Below are 17232 nucleotides of genomic sequence, written 5' to 3'. Positions count from 1 at the left end.
TCAGCGCTGACGCCTAGCGCTTGATCTCCGCTTCGCTGCGAAGATGCTCGATCAGGCCCTGGATCGCCGCCTGGGCGCGCAGGCGCTCGGCCATCGAGGCGACGAAGCGCTCGGACTGATCGTCGACCTCGCCTTCGCCCACCGACTCCAGGGCGATGATCACGGCGCGATCACCGTCGACCACCCTGCCATACACCGGCGAATCCCCCTCGGGGGCCGGAAGCCGGAAGGCCGCCTCCACCAGCGCACGGGAGAGGCCGCGAGTCTCCTGGCGACTGACCTCCTCGGCCTGCTGCCAGTCGAGCTCGACGGTGCCGCCTTCGCCAAGCGACTCGACGAGCTGATCCGCCCTGGCACGCAACGCCTCACGGCGCTGTTGCGCCGCGACCTCGGCGGCGACCTCGTCGCGCACATCAACCAGCGGCAGCGTGGTCGCCTCGCGATGCTCGGCGAGGCGCAGCACCAGGCGACGATCGCTATCCAGCTCGATCACCTCGCTGTTGTAGCCCTCCTCGAGCACATCCTCACTGAACGCCTGGGCCATCACCCCCGGCTCCGAGAGCACGCCCTCGCGGGTATCACGGGAGACCCAGTCGCTGGACTGAAGCTCGAGGCCCAGGTCATCGGCGACGCTCTGCAGATCATCGGCGGCGAAGCTCTCGTCGATCAGCTGCTGAACCTTCTCGTTGAACTCTCCGGACACGCGCTCCATCGCCAGCTGGCGGCGCAGCTCATCCCGCATCGATTCGAATGACTCGCGCTCGAGGCTGGTCACGGTCAGCAGATGCAGACCATTGTCGGTTTCGACGACCTCCGAGACCTCCCCCTCATCCAACGAGAAGGCGGCCTCATCGAAGGCGTCGCCGAAGAAGCCGCGGCTGACCACCCCCAGATCGCCCCCCTGTTCGGCGGAGACGGTGTCATCGGAGAGCTGGGCGGCCAGGTCGGCGAAGTCCTCGCCATCGGCAAGACGCGCCTGAACCTCTTCGAGCTTGGCCATCGCCTCCTCGCGGCTGCGCTCATCACCGAAGGTCAGCATGATGTGCGAGAGCCGGCGGTCGGCATTGGCCGTCTGTTCGCGCCAGGCATCGCGCAGCGCCGCCTCCTCGACCTCCACCTCGTCGGCCATGGCCTGGCGGTCGATCACCACATAGTTCAGGCGTACCTGCTCGGGACGACGGAAGCGTTCCTGATGCCGGGCGTAATACGCCTCGATGGCCTCATCGGAGGGAGAGATCTCCTCGTCGAGGTCGTCAGCCCCCAGGGCGGCATGGCGGAAGGTACGCGTCTGCCGCTGCAGCTCGGCCAGGCGCTCCTGTTCACTGGGCAGGCTGAAGTCGCTGAATGCCAACCCCTGCTGCAGCTGCTGCTGCTTCATGTCGCTGCGCAGCTGCTGGCGAAAGCCCAGCGGCGTGTAGCCGGCACTGGCCAGGCGATTGCGAAACAGCTCCTGGTCGAACCGGCCCTCCTGATCCTGGAACTCGGGGAGTGACACGATGATCTGGTCGAGCTGCTCCTCGGAGAGGTGCATCCCGCCCTCTTCGACATACTGACTCAACACCCGAGTCGTGATCAGCTCGTCGAGCACCTGACTGCGCAGGGCCCGCTCCTGCTCCGGCGGCACCTGGCCGCTGCGGATGGCCCGCTGTACCGAGAGCTCGAGCTCCTGGCGCATGATGGGCTCGCCGTTGACCTCGGCGACCTCGTCGCCACTGTTGCCGAACAGGCCCACCAGTGAATCCACACCGAACATCGCCATGGTCACGACCACTGCCCCGATGATGATCTTGGCTCCCCAGCTTCGGGAGCGGTCTCGAATACTTTGCAGCATGCAGGCCTCGGAAGTGTTGCCTCAAAAGGGATACTGGGAAAGGGTGGAATCAATAACGAAGACAGGCGCACCGCCGAGGGCGATGCGCCTGTATCAATCAACCATCAACGGCGAACCATCAGCGGCGCGTAACGCGCGACTCCAGCTCGGCGACAATTAGTTGACGGAATCCTTCAGCGCCTTGCCGGCCTTGAAGCCGGGAACCTTGGCCGCCTTGATCTCGATCGGCTGACCGGTCTGGGGGTTGCGACCGGTACGCGCTGCACGCTCCTTCACATGGAAGGTACCGAAGCCGACCAGGGAGACGCTGTCACCCTTCTTCAGGCTTTCCGTCACGGAATCCACCATGGCATCCAGGGCACGCGCGGCGGAAGCCTTGGGAATATCGGCAGACGCGGCGATGGCTTCGATCAGCTCAGACTTGTTCACACTTCACCCCTTGACTTTTTCGGAAATTGGCCCCAATCGAACCGGCATTTCAGTTAACAAGCACGATCACAGCATGGGGTAATTTATAGCAATGTGAAGAAACCGCTGTCAAGCTACATTCAGGGCAGAGCCCCACCATACAAGGCTTTCGCCAGAATAATGGTGGGGAAATTGACCTTAATGCGTGCTAATCATTGACTGCGACGACGAGGCTTCTTCTGAATGAGATTCCTCTTTGGGCTCTTCATCCTTTTTTGCTAATGCCGCCTCGAGTACCTCATCGATCCAGCGCACCGGTCTGATATCGAGGGCCTCCTTGATATTCTCCGGCACCTCCTTGAGATCCCGACGGTTCTCCTCGGGCACCAGCACGGTCTTTATACCACCGCGCCTGGCGGCCAGCAATTTCTCCTTCAAGCCACCGATCGGCATCACCTCGCCCCGCAGGTTGACCTCGCCGGTCATCGCCACGTCGCAGCGCACCGGACGCCCGGTATAGGCCGAGACCATGGCGGTGACCATGCCGATACCCGCACTGGGGCCATCCTTGGGCGTCGCTCCCTCGGGCACATGGATATGCAGATCTTCCTTTTCGAAGCGCTCGGGGTCGATGCCCATGGAGAGGGCTCGCGCGCGCACCACGGTGTGGGCCGCACTCACCGACTCCTTCATCACGTCGCCCAGCGAGCCGGTCTTGTTGATACGCCCCTTGCCAGGCGTCACCACCGACTCGATATTGAGCAGCTCACCCCCGACCGAGGTCCAGGCCAGGCCGGTCACGCGCCCCACCTGATCCTCCTGGTCGGCCAGCCCATAGCTGTAGCGGCGCACCCCAGCATACTCCTCGATATCCGTGGCGGCCAGCAGCATCGGGGCCTGGGCGCCCTCCTTGCCCTCCTTCTCGATGCGCACTCGCAGCACCTTGCGACAGACCTTGGCGATCTGACGCTCCAGCTCACGCACCCCGGCCTCACGGCTGTAGTAGCGGATCAACTCGAGCAGCGACTCATCGGAGAAGGCCAGCTCATCCTCCTTGAAGCCGTTGGCCTTGAGCTGCTTGGGTACCAGATAGCGCTTGGCGATCGCCAGCTTCTCGTCCTCGGTATAGCCGGGCAGACGAATCACTTCCATGCGGTCGAGCAGCGGCCCGGGAATGTTCATGGAGTTGGCGGTACAGATGAACAGCGTCTCGGATAGGTCGTAATCCAGCTCAAGATAGTGGTCGCTGAAGGTGTCGTTCTGCTCCGGGTCGAGCACCTCGAGCAGCGCCGAGGCGGGATCGCCACGATGGTCCATGCCGATCTTGTCGACCTCGTCGAGCAGGAACAGCGGATTCCTGACCCCGGCGCGGGACATGCGCTGAACGATCTTGCCGGGAAGCGAGCCGATATAGGTACGGCGGTGGCCACGAATCTCGGACTCGTCACGCACCCCGCCCAGCGCCAGGCGCACATACTTGTGGTTCGTCGCGCGGGCGATGGACTTGCCCAGCGAGGTCTTGCCGACCCCGGGGGGACCCACCAGACACAGCACCGGCCCCTTGAGCTTCTTGACCCGCTTGTGCACCGCCAGGTACTCGAGGATCCGCGCCTTGACCTCGTCAAGGCCATAGTGATCCTCGTCGAGCACCTTCTGGGCGTGGAGCAGATCATGCTTGACCCGGGTGCGCTTCTTCCACGGCACCGACACCAGCCAGTCGAGGTAGGAGCGCACCACCGTGGCCTCGGCGGAGTTGGGTGACATCATCTTGAGCTTGCCCAGCTCCTGAACGGCCTTGTCGCGCGCCTCCTTGGGCATGCCCGACTCTTCGATGGCCTGCTCGTACTTCTCGGCCTCGTTGGGCACGTTCTCGAGCTCGCCCATCTCCTTCTGGATGGCCTTCATCTGCTCGTTGAGATAGTACTCGCGCTGGGACTTCTCCATCTGCTCCTTGACCCGGGAGCGGATGCGCTTCTCGACCTGCAGCAGATCGATCTCGGACTCGATCAGCGCCATCAGGTGCTCGATGCGATCGCGCACCTTGTCCATCTCCAGCAGCTGCTGCTTGTCATCGATCTTCAGCGACAGGTGCGCACAGATGGTATCCACCAGGCGGCTGGGGTCCTCGATGCCGGAGAGCGAGTTGAGCACCTCGTTGGGCACCTTCTTCGACATCTTGACGTACTGCTCGAACTGGTTGAGCAGCACGCGCACCAGGGCATCCTGCTCACGCTCGGTGAGGGGCGTGCTCTCACGCAGCAGCGCCTCGGCGCTGGTATAGTCCTCACCGTCATTCAGCTCGCCCACATCGGCCCGCGAGACCCCCTCGATCAGCACCTTGACGGTGCCGTCGGGGAGCTTGAGCAGCTGCATGATCTCGGCGACGGTACCGATGGCAAACAGGTCTTCGCGGTTGGGGTCGTCCTTGCTGGCCTCACGCTGGGCAACCAGCAGTACGCGCTTGTCGGCGCTCATGGCCGCATCGAGCGCCTGAATCGACTTCTCGCGACCCACGAACAGGGGAATGACCATCTGCGGATAGACGACCACGTCCCGCAGCGGCAAAAGGGGCAGACTCAGGGTCTGATCAGCGTTCTGCTGCATCGCAGACGTACCTCAAGAAAAGCGAAGGGATGCCCCGTGGAATGGGGGCGACCGGATAAGATTGCAAGGCAGGAGGCGACACGACAAAAAAACGGGAGCCACCATGACCCCAGCCGGCCGGGCCGGCGATGGAGGTAAGGTGCTCCCGTGGGGGGTACCCCCGATCGTTCAGCCGTCGGTACCGTCGCTGGCGGCTTCCTGCTGCTGGGAATAGATCAACAGCGGCTCGCTTTCGCCATTGATCACCGAGGCATCGATCACCACCTTGCTGACACCATCCAGCGAGGGGATCTCGTACATGGTGTCGAGCAGCACCGACTCGAGGATGGAGCGCAGGCCACGGGCGCCGGTCTTGCGGGTCATGGCCTTGACGGCCACCGCCTGCAGGGCATCCTGGCGGAACTCGAGCTCCACGTTCTCCATTTCGAACAGCTTGGCATACTGCTTGATCAACGAGTTCTTGGGCTCGGTGAGAATCTCGATCAGCGCCTCTTCGGTGAGATCGGTCAAGGTGGCGATCACCGGAAGACGACCGACAAACTCGGGAATCAGGCCGAACTTGACCAGATCCTCGGGCTCCACGGTGGCCAGTACATCGCCCACCGGCTTGCTGTCGTCCTTGCTCTTGACCTCGGCATTGAAGCCGATGCCCCCCTTCTCGACGCGGTCGCGAATCACCTTCTCCAGGCCGGCGAAGGCACCACCGACGATAAACAGGATGTTGCCGGTATCGACCTGCAGGAACTCCTGCTGAGGGTGCTTGCGCCCGCCCTGGGGCGGTATCGAGGCCGTGGTGCCCTCGATCAGCTTGAGCAGAGCCTGCTGAACGCCCTCACCCGACACATCGCGGGTAATCGAGGGGTTGTCGGACTTGCGCGACACCTTGTCGATTTCATCGATGTAGACGATGCCACGCTCGGCCTTCTCCACATCGTAGTCGCACTTCTGCAGCAGCTTCTGGATGATGTTCTCGACATCCTCGCCCACGTAGCCGGCCTCGGTCAGCGTGGTGGCATCGGCGATGGTGAACGGCACATTGAGCAGCCGCGCCATGGTCTCGGCGAGCAGCGTCTTGCCGCTGCCGGTGGGGCCGATCAGCAGGATATTCGACTTGCCAAGCTCGACGTCGTCCTTCTTGACCTCGGAACTCAGGCGCTTGTAGTGGTTGTAGACGGCAACGGACAGCACCATCTTGGCGCGATCCTGGCCGATCACATAGTCATCGAGGGTGTGACGAATCTCGCGCGGCGTCGGCAGGCGCTCGTCGTCGCTCTCGGCATCGGCATCGAGCACCTCCTCGCGAATGATGTCATTGCAGAGGTCGACACACTCATCACAGATATAGACGGACGGGCCGGCAATAAGCTTGCGCACCTCGTTCTGATTCTTGCCGCAGAACGAGCAGTAGAGCAGCTTGCCACCGTCGTCCTTGCCTTTGCCGTCAGCCATTCGCTTACCTCTTTTCATATTGGTGGTACCCGCCAAGGCCGGCACCACCGAGCTCGCTACGGCGGCCTGCGCCGCCGGGAACAATCAGCGTGTAATGCAAATCACGCTATCAGGATGTTGGCCGCTTATCCAGCATGGCGTCGATCAGGCCATACTCCACGGCCTGGTTGCCGTCCATGAAGTTGTCACGGTCGGTATCCCGGGCGATCGTATCGATATCCTGGCCGGTATGCTCCGCCAGGATACGGTTGAGCCTGTCGCGGATGCCGAGAATCTCGCGCGTATGAATCTCGATGTCCGAGGCCTGCCCCTGGTACCCGCCCAGAGGCTGGTGAATCATCATGCGCGAGTTGGGCAGGCAAAAGCGCTTCTCCGGCGCACCACCGGCCAACAACAACGCCCCCATGCTGGCCGCCTGGCCGATACACACGGTGGAGACGTCAGGCTTGATGAACTGCATGGTGTCGTAGATCGACATGCCAGCGGTCACCGAGCCACCCGGCGAGTTGATGTACAGATGGATGTCCTTGTCCGGGTTCTCGGACTCCAGGAACAGCAGCTGCGCCACCACCAGGTTGGCCATGTAGTCTTCCACCGGACCCACCAGGAAGATCACACGCTCCTTGAGCAGGCGGGAATAGATGTCGTAGGAGCGTTCGCCGCGGGCGCTCTGCTCGACCACCATGGGCACCAGGCCCCCGGCGTTCTGGGTCTCGAACTCGTTGCTCATCTGCGTGTTGTCCTTGCATCCGATGAATGGAAGCGAAGAGAAACGGCGCCCCGGCACTGGCCGGGGCGCGGGGGCATCGATCAGGCCTGGCGCTCTTCCTCGCCGGCCTCATCGCTGCCTTCCTCCGCATCGTCCTCTTCCTGCTGCTGGGCCGCTGCCAGCACATCCTGGTAGGACATCTCGACATCCTTGACGCTGGCCTGCTCGAGCAGCACGCCCACGGCCTTCTCTTCAAGGATAGCGGACTTGACCTGGGTCTTGAGCTGGTCGTTGCCCATGTAGTGCTCGACCACCTGCTCGGGCTCCTGGTACTGCTCGGCGAGCTCCTGCACCTTGGCACGGATCTCGTCGTCGCTGGCCTCGAGCTCGTTGACCTTGATCACCTCGGCCAGCAGCAGGCCTACCTCGACGCGACTCCTGGCCTGCTCCTCAAACAGCTCGTTGGGCAGCTGGGAGACATCGAAGTCCTCACCCAGGCCGAACTGCTGGGCGGCCTGGCGCTTGAGACCATCGGTCTCCTGCTGGACCAGCGCCTGGGGCACGGTGACCTCGTTGGCCTTCTGCAGCGCGGAGAGCACCTGCTGCTTGACGCGATTGTCCACCGCCTGCTCGGCCTCACGGCTCATGTTCTTCTTGACCTCGGCGCGGAACTTGTCGAGGTCACCGTCGTCGACGCCGAACTTCTTGACGAACTCGGCATCCACCTCGGGCAGGGCCTGGCCCTTCACCGCATGGACCTTGACCTTGAAGGTCGCTTCCTGGCCGGCCAGGTTCTCGGCCTGGTAGTCCTCCGGGAAGGTGACCTTGAGCTCCTTGTCGTCGCCAGCGGTGGCACCGATCAGCTGCTCCTCGAATCCGGGGATAAAGCTGCCGGAGCCGATCACCAGGTCATGACCCTCGGCACTGCCACCCTCGAAGGGCTCGTCACCGAGGAAGCCCTGAAAGTCGATGGTCACCTGGTCACCATCCTCGGCGGCACGCTCGACCTCTTCCCACTCGGCGTTCTGCTTGCGCAGGGTGTCGATCATCTCGTCGACATCGGCCTCGCTCACCTCGACCACCGGGCGCTCGACCTCGGCACCCTCGATGGAGGCCAGTTTGATCTCGGGGTAGATCTCCAGCGTCGCGACGAACTCCAGGTCCTTACCCGCCTCGTTGACGGTGGCCTCGATCTGCGGGAGACCAGCCGGGTTGAGCTCGTTCTCGGAAATGGCGCGAACGTAGCGCTCACGCATCACCTCGCCCACCACCTCGTTGCGCACTTCGCTGCCGTAGCGCTGGCGGATCACCGTCATCGGCACCCTGCCCCGACGAAAACCGTCCATACGAACGTTCTTGGCGGCATCCTTGAGACGGGTGTTGACGGCCTCATCGATTTCGGCGGCCGGCACTTGGACCGTGATGCGGCGTTCGATCTGGGAGGTCGTATCGACGGAAACTTGCATGAAATGTCCTCTACCGACTGGGGGCATTGTGTTGATTGCGTGAATGAAAAATCAAAAGGATGATTTTATGAATCCCGTCCGGCACTGGCAAGCACTGAGGCGAAAGAAGTGGGGGCACTGCGTGAGATTACAAGGGCCAGCGGCGCACCCACGCCAAAAAACGCCGACGCCTGAGCGACCGCGTGACACATACCGCACGTGATTTATCGAAATAGCGAGAAAAAAAGAGAAACCTGCCCTGCGACGGACGGAATGAAACGCATGAGGGTAAAAATAAAAGAGAGGGACTAACCTGATGCCACAAGACCCATTGCCGACACAAGAGCGGCAACACAAGACATGGGGTGGATGATGGGGATCGAACCCACGACCACCGGAGCCACAATCCGGGGCTCTACCACTGAGCTACATCCACCATAGCCTTGAACTTACAACGATCTTGAACTTGCAACACTGCCTTGATCTTGCCAGGCATGTCGAGGTGGGGTGGATGATGGGGATCGAACCCACGACCACCGGAGCCACAATCCGGGGCTCTACCACTGAGCTACATCCACCACTTCGACAACTGCTCGCACTGACTGCCTGCCACCGCACCGTATGGCGCGCCCAGCAGGACTCGAACCTGCAACCTACGGCTTAGAAGGCCGTTGCTCTATCCGATTGAGCCATGGGCGCATTCTACGTTCCAGGTCGCCTCGCCGCAACCCTGAGTGTCAAAAAACCGCAAGACATTCAAGAAGTTGTGGTCGGAGTGGAGGGATTCGAACCCCCGACATCCTGCTCCCAAAGCAGGCGCGCTACCAGACTGCGCTACACTCCGACGGCGATCAAGCGGGCTGGACGCCGCCGCACAGGCCTCGTCGAGCGCTGCGTATTCTACGTGACTTTCCCCGCCCGTCAAGTGGCAGAACACAATTTGCTGATATCACCCGCTTTGTTTCGACCGCTCGGCATGCGAAAATCACGCCCTTACCTTTACTACCGGCCACCCAGAGGATCCTCGATGACCGCGCAACAGATCGATGGCAAAGCGATAGCCGCCCGTGTTCGCCAGCAGGTAGCCCGCCAGGTGCAGGCTCGCCGCGAAGCCGGGGGCCGTACGCCAGGGCTTGCCGTCGTCCTGGTCGGCGAAGACCCCGCCTCGGCGGTCTATGTGCGCCACAAGCACAACGCCTGCGTCGAGGCCGGCATCGAGTCATTTCGACATCAGCTGCCCGCGGACACCACCCAGCAACAGCTCGAGACGCTGGTCGACCAGCTCAATGACGACCCCAGCGTGGATGGCATCCTGGTCCAGCTGCCCCTCCCCGAGCAGCTCGACGCCCGCCCCATCCTCGAGCGCATACGCCCCGACAAGGACGTGGACGGCTTCCACCCCTATAACCTGGGCCGTCTGGCACAGCGCCTGCCGCTGCTGAGGCCCTGCACCCCCAAGGGCGTGATGACGCTGCTCGAGGAGAGCGGCCTGGCGGTGCGTGGCCTCGATGCCACCGTGGTCGGCGCCTCCAATATCGTCGGCCGCCCCATGGCCCTGGAGTTGATGATCGCCGGCTGCACCACTACCGTCTGCCACCGCTTCACTCGCAACCTGGAGGAGCATGTGCGCCGTGCAGAGGTGCTGATCGTGGCGGTGGGCAAGCCGGGGCTGGTCAAGGGAGAGTGGGTCAAGGAGGGCGCCATCGTCATCGACGTGGGCATCAACCGCCAGGAGGACGGCCGCCTGATCGGCGACGTCGACTTCGAGGCCGCCGCCGAGCGTGCCGCCTGGATCACCCCGGTTCCCGGAGGTGTCGGCCCCATGACCGTGGCCAGCCTGCTGGAGAACACCCTGCAGGCCGCCGATATGCACGACGCCAGTTAACCTTTCCCTGGGGTCCCCCTGGGGTCAGACCCCGGGGGTTGGGGCCTGACCCCGAAGCAGGCCACCCCGAAGCAGGCCACCCCGAAGCAGGCCCCCAAACAGAATTGAGGAGACAAAGATGAGCGACAAGATGAATGTCGAGAGCTTCAACCTGGATCACACCAAGGTGAAGGCTCCCTACGTGCGCCTGGCCGATATCAAGACCGGTGAGCGCGGCGATACCATCCACAAGTATGACATGCGCATCTGCCAGCCCAACCAGGACCATATGGAGATGCCCGGCCTGCACTCCCTGGAGCACCTGATGGCGGAGCTGTCGCGCAACCACTCCGACAAGGTGGTCGACATCAGCCCCATGGGCTGCCAGACCGGCTTCTACATCGCGATGATCAACCACGACGACTACGAGGGCGTGCTGACCCTGCTCGAGAACACTCTCAAGGATGTGCTCGAGGCCGACGAGGTGCCGGCCTGCAACGAGATGCAGTGCGGCTGGGCGGCCAGCCACAGCCTCGAGGGGGCCAAGCAGATCGCCCGCGGCTTCCTGGCCAAGCGCAACGAGTGGACGGAAATCTTCGCATGAGGCGCATCGGCATCATCGGCGCCATGAGTCAGGAGGTGGAACGACTCGCCTCCCTGCTCGAGGGGTGCGAGACCCACACCCACGTCGGCAGCACCTTCTACAGCGGCAAGCTGCACGGCGTGGAGGTGGTGATCCTGCAGTCGGGCATCGGCAAGGTGAATGCCGCCGTCGGCACCACCCTGCTGCTCGACATGTACCAGCCCGAGGCGATCATCAATACCGGCTCCGCCGGTGGCTTCGGTGAAGGGCTCGAGATCGGCGATATCGTGGTCTCGAACGAGGTCCGCCACCACGACGTGGATGCCGTGGTATTCGGCTACGAGCATGGCCAGGTCCCCGACATGCCGGCGGCCTACCTGCCCGACGAACGGCTGGTTCACCTGGCCCGGGAGTGTGTCGAGGCGCTGGGCGAGGTCCGGGTGGTCGAGGGGCTGATCGCCACCGGCGATGTGTTCATGGCCTGCCCCGACCTGGTGGCCCAGACCCGTCGGCGCTTCCCCACCATGCTCGCCGCCGAGATGGAGGCCGCGGCCATCGCCCAGACCTGCCACCTCTACGGCTGCCCCTTCGTGGTGATCCGCGCCCTCTCGGATATCCCCGGCGGCGGCGACAACCATCTCTCCTTCGAGGAGTTCCTGGAGAAGGCCGCCCTGCACTCCTCGAAGATGATCGAGGCGATGGTGGCCCGCCTGGGCGATCGGCAGCGTGAGACCGTGGCACAGAGCGCCTGACGCACACACCACCATCGCCGGTGTTGCAGGCGCCCGACCTGTCGAGCGTTAGCACTACACAGCCCCGAAGACTGCCGCCAACAGCGGCAGTCACGGGCACTCGTGTTATCGGGCGGTAGCGAAGGCACCAGACCGACTATTCGTCGACCAGCTTCCACTCCAGCATCTCGCCGGCCATCAGCGGCACGATGCGCGCCCCGTCGGCATAGGGCAGCGACTCGGGAAGCTGCCAGGGCTCGCGCACCAGGGTGATGGTGTCGGCGTTGCGCGGCAGGCCGTAGAAATCCGGGCCGTGGTGGCTGGCGAAGCCTTCCAGGCGATCCAGGGCGCCGGCCTGCGCGAAGGCGGCGGCGTAGTACTCGATCGCCGCCGGCGCGGTATAGGCCCCGGCACAGCCACAGGCGCTCTCCTTGTCACCCTGGGCATGGGGGGCGCTGTCGGTGCCCAGGAAGAACTTGGGGCTGCCCGAGGTGGCCGCCGCCAGCAGCGCCTCGCGATGGCGCTCGCGCTTGAGGATCGGCAGGCAATAGTAGTGGGGCCGAATGCCACCCACCAGCATATGGTTGCGGTTGAACAGCAGATGATGGGCGGTGATGGTCGCGCCCACATTGGCCGGTGCCGCGGCCACGAATTCGGCCGCCTCGGCCGTGGTGATATGCTCGAACACCACCCTGAGGCTCGGGTGGCGCTCCAGCAGGGGCTTGAGCACCTTCTCGATAAACACCGCCTCGCGATCGAAGATATCGATCTCGGCGTCGGTCACCTCACCATGCATCAGCAGCGGGATCCCCAGCCTCGCCATGGCGGCGATGGCGGCATCGCAGTGCGCCAGGTCGGTCACCCCGGAGGCGGAGTTGGTGGTGGCGCCGACGGGATAGAGCTTGACCGCCTGCACCAGGCCGCTGGCATGGGCACGCTCGATCTCCTCGGCGGGCGTGTTGTCGGTGAGATAGAGGGTCATCAGCGGCTCGAAGCGGCTACCCTCGGGCAACGCCGCCAGGATCCGCTCGCGATAGGCCAGCGCCTGTTCGGTGGTGGTCACCGGCGGCGTCAGGTTGGGCATGATGATGGCACGGCCCATCTGGCGAGCAGAGGCCTCGACCACGGCGGCCAGCGCCCGGTCGTCGCGTAGATGGAGATGCCAGTCGTCGGGGCGAGTAAGGGTCAGGGTAGTCACGGGGGATCCTGTAGTAGTGAGTTCAAATGTAGTGGCGAGTTCGAATGTAGCGACGGGGTCAATCGATGTCGCGCCAGTATACCGAATGCCGCCGGGCAGGGCAGAACCGCGAACCATATAGTCTCAGGGCTATCGCAGCTGGCTCTGCAAGGGGCGCCGGGGACAGATCGTAGAAGGGGTCCTACGCCAGGGATGGCGTCGGTAGCGCCCATGGAGGGGTTCACAGCGCCCCTTCGCAGATCTGTCGACGGATCAGCCCCAGGCCACAACCTCAACTGCGATAGCCCTGCATATAGTCTGGTAGCATGCTGGTTTTGCCTCTTCACCGGACGCCCTATGACCGACTCCCTGGAGCGCAGTCCGCTGCGCGCCGACCTGCTGCTGCTGACCGTCACCCTGCTCGCCGCCGCCGGCTGGATCTTCTCCAAGGAGGCTCTCGCGGGCATGCCGCCGCTGCTGTTTATCGGCACACGCTTCCTGCTCGCCGGGTTGATACTGGTGCTGTTCGCCCTTCCCGCCCTGCGCCGGCTGAGCCGACGCGACCTCGCCACCAGCGCCGGCGTGGGCCTGCTCTTCAGCGCCGCGCTGGGCTTCTGGGTCATGGGGCTCTTCCACTCCCGCCACCTGGGCGAGAGCGCCTTTATCAATAGCCTGGGCATCCTGCTGGTGCCGGTGGTGGCCCGCCTGCTGTTCGGCGACCGACCGCCGCGCACCACCTGGATCGCCCTGCCCATTGCGCTGGCCGGCTTCGGCCTGCTGTCGCTGAACGCCGGGCTGCGCCTGGAGCCCAGCCAGTGGCTGATCGCCACTTCGGCGCTGCTCTTCTCGCTGCTGATCAACACCAATACGCGGGTGGTACGCCACCTGCCCGCCCTGCCGCTTACCGCCATCCAGCTTACCGTCGTCGGCGTTCTGCTCAGCCTGGCCTCGGCGCTGGTGGAGCCATGGCCGGCGCGGTTAGGCGGCGATATCCTGGGCTGGCTGGCGGCCAGCATCCTGCTCTCGAGCACCCTGCGCTTCTTCCTGCAGATTCACGCCCAGGGCCTCACCACCCCGAGCCACGCTGCGGTCATCCTGATGCTCGAGGCGGTCTGGACCGCACTGCTGGCCGCCGCCTGGTACGGCGAGACCATGACCCTGCTGCAGCTCGCCGGCTGTTCGCTGATCTTCACCGCCCTGCTGATCAATCGCTGGTACTGGGTCCGCAAGCTGGTGCTGCGCCTCGCCACCTAGCGCCTCCGGAAGCACCTAGCCACTCGCCAGGCAGCCAGGATATCCCGTATCATGCGGCCAGATTTCAGGGAGAGAAAAGATGCCCAAGGTTCGCCACTATGCCGATCTGGCTGCCAGCATGGCCGGTTTGATGTGGCTGGTCGTGTACTGGTCGATCAGCCTGTCGGCCCACCTGGGCAATCTTCAGCCCACCGTGGCGGCCCTGCTGTTGCTCGGCACCACCGTACTGGTCACCTTCGTGCACCGGCCCACCCGTGTTCTCCTGCGCCGCTATCACGTCAGGAAGCGTCGCACCGAGATGTGGATGCATATCCTGGCGCTGCCACTGTTTCTCGCCTTTTTGTTCGGCATCACCTTCGAGCTGATCTTCGCGCCCCTGAGCGGCGTACAGAAGCTGCTGCTGTTCAATGTGATGGCCACCGCCGGCTGGCTGGTGTTTGTCGTCACCCTGATGGTCAAGCTGGCCACCCACCAGATAAAACGGCGCCGCAAGGCCTGATAGGCCCTGCGGCGCTGCTGAGGTAGTCAGCTCGACTTGCCCCATGCCCTCCAGGGTGACGCCAGACTCAGAAGCGTGTGGCGCTGAAGGGTGCCATATCCACCTCGGGCGTCTCGCCTGCCATCATCTGGCTCAACAGCAGCCCGGTCACCGGTCCCAGGGTAAAGCCCTGATGGCCGTGGCCGAAGGCCAGCCACATCCCGTCCTGCTTGGGTGCCGGCCCGATGATCGGCTTCATGTCCGGCAGGCAGGGGCGCGCGCCCTTCCAGGGCTCGGGGTCGCGCCGCTCACCCAGCGGGTAGATCTTCCTTGCGGCCCGCTCCGCGGCCTTGAGCTGCTTGAACTTGGGGGGGGCATCCAGGTCGGCCAGCTCGGCCCCGGTGGTCAGGCGGATCCCCGCCCGCATCGGCTCGAGCAGGAAGCCGGTCTCGGCATCCATGATCCAGTGGTTGAGATGCGCATTGTCATCGGCGCTGGCGTAGTGCATATGGTAGCCGCGCTTGGCGAACAGCGGCACCGAGATACCCTGACGCTTGAGCAACTTGTCGCTCCACGGACCGAGCGCCACCACCAGCTGTTCCGCCTCCAGCGATTCGCGATCGGTGGTCACCTTCCAGCCCTTGCCGCCCTTCTCGACACCCTGCACCTCGGCCTTAAGGAAGCGGCCGCCCTGCTGCTGGAAGTTCTCGGCATAGGCCTGCACCAGCGCGCCGGGATCGGCGACGGTCCACGGCTGGGTCCAGTGAATGGCACCCACCAGCCCCTTCTTGAGATGGGGTTCCTTGGCATATAGGCCGGCGGCATCGAGCACTTCGAACTCGACACCGTAGAGGTCACGGTTCTCCCGAGCCTCGACGATACGCTCATCGAAGGCCTTCTGCGTGTGGTAGAGCTCGAGCCAACCGTCGCGACGCACCAGATGGTCGGCACCAGAGGCCTCGATCATCGGGGCATGGGTCTCCAGGCAGCGCATGATCAGCGACGCATACTCCGGCACGATCTTGGCGTAGCGGGTCTTGCCGGAGTTGAGCCAGTACTGAAGCAGCGGGCTGGCGGCGCTCAGCATGCCCGCCGTACGATAACGAATATCCACCTCGCGATTGGGCAGCACGCGCATCAGCGTGCCGAGATCGCGGGGAAAGGCGTAGGGCCGCACCGACTCGCGCTGGATGATGCCGGCATTGCCGAAGGAGGTCTCGCGGCCCGGCTCGCGGCGGTCCACCAGCGTCACCGAATGGCCCTGGCGCACCAGATGCCAGGCCACCGAAACGCCGACCATGCCGGCCCCCAGAACCACGATTTCACGAGACATCACCAACACCTCACTGGAAAGAACGCAGGCCTCACCACAGGGAGAGGCCCACTCAACGAATGACGTTTCCATGCCACCGGGCCAGCTGCAACCCGACGGCGAAAGACTCAGGGAATCATAACGTTTCACCGGCAGGCTAGGCTTCCAAATACCTTCCCGAAAACAAGATTTCTTACCGTTTTTCTGCCGGCATTCAGATGGATACCCCAGAGATAGAAAAAGACTCAGGCCACTAAACTTCAGCCACCTGGGTCTTCAGCCATCCGCGTCTGCAGCCAGCAGGGTCTTCAGCTATCCAGGTCTCCAGCCAACTGAGTCTTCAGCCATCTGCGCTGGCCCCACCCTGCTGCTGCACCTGCAGCTTGGTGCGGATGAAATCAGCGTGGCTGACATGCAGCAGCTCGGCCAGCTGGCGAATACGATGCTCCTCCAGATGGTGCTGCTCACCGTCGGCCAGCGCCAGCGCCCACATCATGCGCACCAGCTCACAGCGCCGGGCGTAGTCGTAATGCTGTCTGATCAACGAGACGAACTGATAGTGATCGACGGCACCCTCGACCTCCTGCTGGGCCAGGTTCATCAGCTCGTCGATCGCCTCGTCGCTGACGCTCAGATGTCGACGCAGCTGATCCCGTAACGTCTCGAGTTCATCCGGGGTGACCTCGTAGTCGGCGCGTATCACCTCGCAGAGCAGCGCCGCGGCGGCAAGCTCCAGGCTCGGCGCCTCACGCCCGGCGCCGTCGCCCTCCTCCGCGAGCATCTGCTGAAAGAACCGCTGGATATTGGCTAGCACAAGCTTCTCCTTCGGTGGCTTCCTCGGTAAGACTCGCCAACGTTGCGCGGGTTCGCAGCCCCGGTTACCCCCGACAGCGCCAGCGTGCCAGCAGGGAGAGCAGGGCCAGGCCAAGCAGTACCGCCGCCGCCCAGCCAATCACCATCACCACCTGGGCAAACGAGGCCGGCGCTTCCACGGGACGATGCTGCAGGCCGAACACGACGAGTCGGCCGAAGGCATAGAGCATCAGGGCCAGGCTGGCGAGGGGCAACAGGGAGCGGTTCGCCGCCAGCCCGCGGGTCAGGCCCCAGGGTTCGCGGGGGGGAGTGGCAGATTGCTTGGCGGCCGCCTTGCGAGGCGTTACGGCCTTGCCGCTAGATGACTTGGTGGCAGACGACGTGCTGGCGGACGCCTTGCTCGCCGGCTTTCTGGCCGCGGGCTTGCGGGCCTTCGGCTTGACCTTCGCACCCCGCGACGGAGAGCCCCCCAGCCAGCCCAGGGCCCCACCGACCAGGCGCCACAGTGCCCAGCCCAGAGTAAAGCTAACCGAGAGGGCGAGACCGCCCATCACCAGCACATACGCCATTGGCG

15 protein-coding genes and 4 tRNA genes are annotated in these 17232 nt (G+C 63.9%); 5 read left to right on the top strand and 14 right to left on the bottom strand.

What is annotated here, in order from left to right; all coding sequences use genetic code 11:
- Positions 1–13: 13 nt before the first annotated feature.
- The 10 genes from RM463_RS07010 to RM463_RS06965 form a co-directional block, all read right to left on the bottom strand.
- The gene (locus RM463_RS07010) at positions 14–1831 is read right to left on the bottom strand and encodes a SurA N-terminal domain-containing protein (protein ID WP_311429527.1); all 1818 of its coding nucleotides are present in this window, start codon (positions 1829–1831) and stop codon (positions 14–16) included.
- Between the two features lie 156 nt (positions 1832–1987).
- A complete protein-coding gene (locus tag RM463_RS07005) occupies positions 1988–2260 on the bottom strand; it encodes an HU family DNA-binding protein (RefSeq protein ID WP_132040937.1) in 273 nt (90 codons plus the stop codon).
- A 177-nt stretch (positions 2261–2437) separates the two neighbouring features.
- On the bottom strand, positions 2438–4843 hold the full coding sequence (lon, locus tag RM463_RS07000; RefSeq protein ID WP_311429526.1) for an endopeptidase La: 2406 nt from the start codon (positions 4841–4843) through the stop codon (positions 2438–2440).
- Positions 4844–5011: 168 nt separating this feature from the next.
- The gene (gene clpX, locus RM463_RS06995; protein ID WP_195687600.1) at positions 5012–6292 is read right to left on the bottom strand and encodes an ATP-dependent Clp protease ATP-binding subunit ClpX; all 1281 of its coding nucleotides are present in this window, start codon (positions 6290–6292) and stop codon (positions 5012–5014) included.
- Positions 6293–6401: 109 nt separating this feature from the next.
- Complete coding sequence (gene clpP, locus RM463_RS06990) at positions 6402–7022, bottom strand: ATP-dependent Clp endopeptidase proteolytic subunit ClpP (protein ID WP_195687601.1); 621 nt, start codon at positions 7020–7022, stop codon at positions 6402–6404.
- An 80-nt stretch (positions 7023–7102) separates the two neighbouring features.
- A complete protein-coding gene (gene tig / locus RM463_RS06985) occupies positions 7103–8467 on the bottom strand; it encodes a trigger factor (protein ID WP_311429525.1) in 1365 nt (454 codons plus the stop codon).
- A gap of 340 nt (positions 8468–8807) precedes the next feature.
- Positions 8808–8882 (bottom strand) — tRNA-His (locus RM463_RS06980).
- 67 nt (positions 8883–8949) lie between these two features.
- Positions 8950–9024, bottom strand: a tRNA-His gene (locus RM463_RS06975).
- A 44-nt stretch (positions 9025–9068) separates the two neighbouring features.
- Positions 9069–9145 (bottom strand) — tRNA-Arg (locus RM463_RS06970).
- Between the two features lie 68 nt (positions 9146–9213).
- Positions 9214–9290 (bottom strand) — tRNA-Pro (locus RM463_RS06965).
- 183 nt (positions 9291–9473) lie between these two features.
- Here RM463_RS06965 and folD point away from each other — a divergent pair.
- From folD to mtnN, 3 genes are all read left to right on the top strand, one after another.
- Positions 9474–10331 (top strand): bifunctional methylenetetrahydrofolate dehydrogenase/methenyltetrahydrofolate cyclohydrolase FolD, encoded by an 858-nt coding sequence (gene folD / locus RM463_RS06960; RefSeq protein ID WP_195687603.1) that lies wholly within the window; start codon positions 9474–9476, stop codon positions 10329–10331.
- Positions 10332–10449: 118 nt separating this feature from the next.
- The gene (locus RM463_RS06955; RefSeq protein WP_132040931.1) at positions 10450–10914 is read left to right on the top strand and encodes an S-ribosylhomocysteine lyase; all 465 of its coding nucleotides are present in this window, start codon (positions 10450–10452) and stop codon (positions 10912–10914) included.
- A complete protein-coding gene (mtnN, locus tag RM463_RS06950) occupies positions 10911–11645 on the top strand; it encodes a 5'-methylthioadenosine/S-adenosylhomocysteine nucleosidase (RefSeq protein WP_195687605.1) in 735 nt (244 codons plus the stop codon). The genes RM463_RS06955 and mtnN overlap by 4 nt, the downstream gene beginning before the upstream one ends.
- A gap of 136 nt (positions 11646–11781) precedes the next feature.
- On the opposite strand, the gene pyrC is transcribed toward mtnN, so the two are convergent.
- Positions 11782–12822, bottom strand: a complete 1041-nt coding sequence (gene pyrC / locus RM463_RS06945; RefSeq protein ID WP_311429524.1) for a dihydroorotase — start codon at positions 12820–12822, stop codon at positions 11782–11784.
- Positions 12823–13158: 336 nt separating this feature from the next.
- Between pyrC and RM463_RS06940 the strand changes: the two genes are divergently transcribed.
- Positions 13159–14055 carry a DMT family transporter gene (locus RM463_RS06940; RefSeq protein WP_311429523.1) on the top strand — a complete coding sequence of 299 codons (897 nt, stop codon included), beginning with the start codon at positions 13159–13161 and terminating at the stop codon, positions 14053–14055.
- A 79-nt stretch (positions 14056–14134) separates the two neighbouring features.
- On the top strand, positions 14135–14554 hold the full coding sequence (locus RM463_RS06935; protein ID WP_195687608.1) for a hypothetical protein: 420 nt from the start codon (positions 14135–14137) through the stop codon (positions 14552–14554).
- 67 nt (positions 14555–14621) lie between these two features.
- On the opposite strand, the gene RM463_RS06930 is transcribed toward RM463_RS06935, so the two are convergent.
- From RM463_RS06930 to RM463_RS06920, 3 genes are all read right to left on the bottom strand, one after another.
- Positions 14622–15866 (bottom strand): FAD-dependent oxidoreductase, encoded by a 1245-nt coding sequence (locus RM463_RS06930; protein ID WP_311429522.1) that lies wholly within the window; start codon positions 15864–15866, stop codon positions 14622–14624.
- A 319-nt stretch (positions 15867–16185) separates the two neighbouring features.
- Positions 16186–16659: a TerB family tellurite resistance protein gene (locus RM463_RS06925; protein WP_311429521.1), complete on the bottom strand. Its 474-nt coding sequence runs from the start codon at positions 16657–16659 to the stop codon at positions 16186–16188.
- Positions 16660–16723: 64 nt separating this feature from the next.
- Entirely contained in the window at positions 16724–17227 is a 504-nt protein-coding gene (locus tag RM463_RS06920) for a hypothetical protein (RefSeq protein ID WP_311429520.1), read from the bottom strand.
- Between the last annotated feature and the right edge of the window lie 5 nt (positions 17228–17232).

The sequence above is a fragment of the Halomonas sp. LES1 genome, assembly GCF_031846005.1.
GTDB lineage: Bacteria > Pseudomonadota > Gammaproteobacteria > Pseudomonadales > Halomonadaceae > Halomonas.
Note: the sequence above shows the minus strand (reverse complement) of the source record. Positions and strands in the feature narration are given on the sequence as shown.

What these genes read in the sequence shown, in the direction of transcription:
- folD (WP_195687603.1), top strand. Translation starts at nt 9,474, where the DNA reads ATGACCGCGCAACAGATCGATGGCAAAGCGATAGCCGCCCGTGTTCGC.
- clpX (WP_195687600.1), bottom strand. Translation starts at nt 6,292, where the DNA reads ATGGCTGACGGCAAAGGCAAGGACGACGGTGGCAAGCTGCTCTACTGC.
- RM463_RS07010 (WP_311429527.1), bottom strand. Translation starts at nt 1,831, where the DNA reads ATGCTGCAAAGTATTCGAGACCGCTCCCGAAGCTGGGGAGCCAAGATC.
- RM463_RS06920 (WP_311429520.1), bottom strand. Translation starts at nt 17,227, where the DNA reads ATGGCGTATGTGCTGGTGATGGGCGGTCTCGCCCTCTCGGTTAGCTTT.
- RM463_RS06930 (WP_311429522.1), bottom strand. Translation starts at nt 15,866, where the DNA reads ATGTCTCGTGAAATCGTGGTTCTGGGGGCCGGCATGGTCGGCGTTTCG.
- mtnN (WP_195687605.1), top strand. Translation starts at nt 10,911, where the DNA reads ATGAGGCGCATCGGCATCATCGGCGCCATGAGTCAGGAGGTGGAACGA.
- RM463_RS06940 (WP_311429523.1), top strand. Translation starts at nt 13,159, where the DNA reads ATGACCGACTCCCTGGAGCGCAGTCCGCTGCGCGCCGACCTGCTGCTG.
- RM463_RS06935 (WP_195687608.1), top strand. Translation starts at nt 14,135, where the DNA reads ATGCCCAAGGTTCGCCACTATGCCGATCTGGCTGCCAGCATGGCCGGT.
- tig (WP_311429525.1), bottom strand. Translation starts at nt 8,467, where the DNA reads ATGCAAGTTTCCGTCGATACGACCTCCCAGATCGAACGCCGCATCACG.
- lon (WP_311429526.1), bottom strand. Translation starts at nt 4,843, where the DNA reads ATGCAGCAGAACGCTGATCAGACCCTGAGTCTGCCCCTTTTGCCGCTG.
- clpP (WP_195687601.1), bottom strand. Translation starts at nt 7,022, where the DNA reads ATGAGCAACGAGTTCGAGACCCAGAACGCCGGGGGCCTGGTGCCCATG.
- RM463_RS06955 (WP_132040931.1), top strand. Translation starts at nt 10,450, where the DNA reads ATGAGCGACAAGATGAATGTCGAGAGCTTCAACCTGGATCACACCAAG.